Below are 1,731 nucleotides of genomic sequence, written 5' to 3' on the forward strand. Positions count from 1 at the left end.
CGCCGGCCCCGACTCCCCCGCCGGCTCCCACCGTCTACGAGTGGAGCGAGCTGTCGTACGACCTCACCGGCGACGGCACCGAGCCCGAGATGCGGCTCGGTCAGAGCAGCTGGGTGTGGCAGCGCTACGGCCTCTCGATCGCCGACAAGCGGTACGCGCACGGCGTCACCGTGCACGGGGCCTCCTCCGTCACCATCGACCTCAACCGGAGCTGCACCGCCTACGACGCCTCCGTCGGCATCGACGACACCACCCTGGGTCTCGGCAAGGTCCGCTTCTCCGTCTACGCCGACGGCGTCCGGCTGTGGAAGTCCGGCCTGGTCGAGGGCGGCGACCAGGCGGTCCCGGTGCATGTGAACCTGAGCGGGCGAAGGACGGTACGCCTGGTCGTCGAGCCCGACACGTCCTTCGACTCGCTGACGCTCGCCGACTGGGTGGAGTCGAGGTTCACCTGCTCGTAGCCCGGCCGCTCAGGTCGCCGGGTGGCGGCGCAGCGTCTGCGTGAACTCGGCGAACAGCGCGTCGGGGGTGAGCGCCGCGCCCCGCGCGTACTCCGTCTCGTAGCGATCGGCGCCCAGCGCGGCGCGGGCGGCCTCTCCGGCGGCCTCGGCCCGGGCCCCTTCCGGCATCAGGCGCGGCTGGCCGTCGCGCCAGGTGTCCGCCAGGGCCAGCAGTCGGACCACGCGCGCGAGGTCGCCGAGTTCGGCCAGCAGCCCCGCGGTGCCGTCCAGCAGGGTCGCCACGATCATGTCGGCGCAGCGCTTCTCCACCGCCTCACGCACGGCCGCGACGAGTTTCGGCAACCCGTGCGCCGGACCCGACTCGGCGGCCGTCACGCCCGCGTCCACGGCCATCAGCATCACCAGGAACTGCGGCGGTGGCGTACCCCGGCCGGTCTCCACACGGGCCTCCTCCCACAGCTGCCGCGCCCGTGCCGTGTCCTTCTCGTCCAGCGCCATCTGGGCGCGCGTCAGCAGGACGAACGCCGCCGAGTCGACGACCGCGTGCTGCTCGGCGGCCTCGCTCGCCTCGTCCAGCAGCCGGCGCGCCGCCTGCCGGTCACCCGCGCGGTAGGCGATCTCGGCGAGCCGGGCCAGCAGGAACGGCGTCTCGGTGTAGGCGCCGACCTCGTACGCCAGCCGCAGCGCCTCCTCGTACTCGGCCTTGGCCTCCGCGTGCCGGCTGCGGGCCATGGCCGCCTCGGCGGACGCGCTGCACACCTGGGCCCGCATCCAGCGGTCGCCGACCCGCTGGCTGAGCACCCTCAGTTCCGCGAGGTCCTCGTCGACGCCCTTCATGCCGCCCGGCGAGTCGACGGCCATGTGGGTGCGGAACATCAGGACGACGCCGATCGCCCAGTCGTCGCCGTATCTGCGGCTGTTGGCGACCGCGGTCTCCATCGCGCCGCGTACGTCCACCGAGCCGTCGAGGACGTACGTGGCGAGCGGCCACACCAACCCCGGCATACGGGCCGCCTCCGAACCGCCCGGCGCGTAGAAGTCCCGCAGCCGGGCGACGTAACTGCGCAGCCGCTCGTCCAGCCGGTCCTCGAACCGCTCGGTGTCCGCCCTGAGGAACAGGTGCAGCATGCGGAGGTTCATCCGGAGGGTGTGCCGGGGGTGGTGCCGCTCCCCGTCCGGGGCGTCGAGGAAGGCGTCGATGGGGTCGGGGGCGGCTGCGGAAGTGGCGTCCAGGCCAGCCGTGCACGTGGTGTCCGGGGCAGCCGGCGGG

General features: G+C 73.5%; 1 protein-coding gene and 1 pseudogene. One reads left to right on the forward strand and one right to left on the reverse strand.

Annotated elements, in window-relative coordinates:
* Positions 1 to 461: NPCBM/NEW2 domain-containing protein (locus GRC12_RS44200; RefSeq protein WP_208786058.1), on the forward strand; the 461-nt coding region annotated here is incomplete at its 5' end.
* 9 nt (positions 462 to 470) lie between these two features.
* Here the strand turns inward: GRC12_RS44200 and GRC12_RS44205 are convergent.
* Positions 471 to 1,731: pseudogene (locus GRC12_RS44205) on the reverse strand (AfsR/SARP family transcriptional regulator); the annotation flags it as partial.

It is taken from the genome of Streptomyces griseorubiginosus (assembly GCF_017614965.1).
GTDB classification, from domain to species: Bacteria; Actinomycetota; Actinomycetes; order Streptomycetales; family Streptomycetaceae; genus Streptomyces; species Streptomyces griseorubiginosus_B.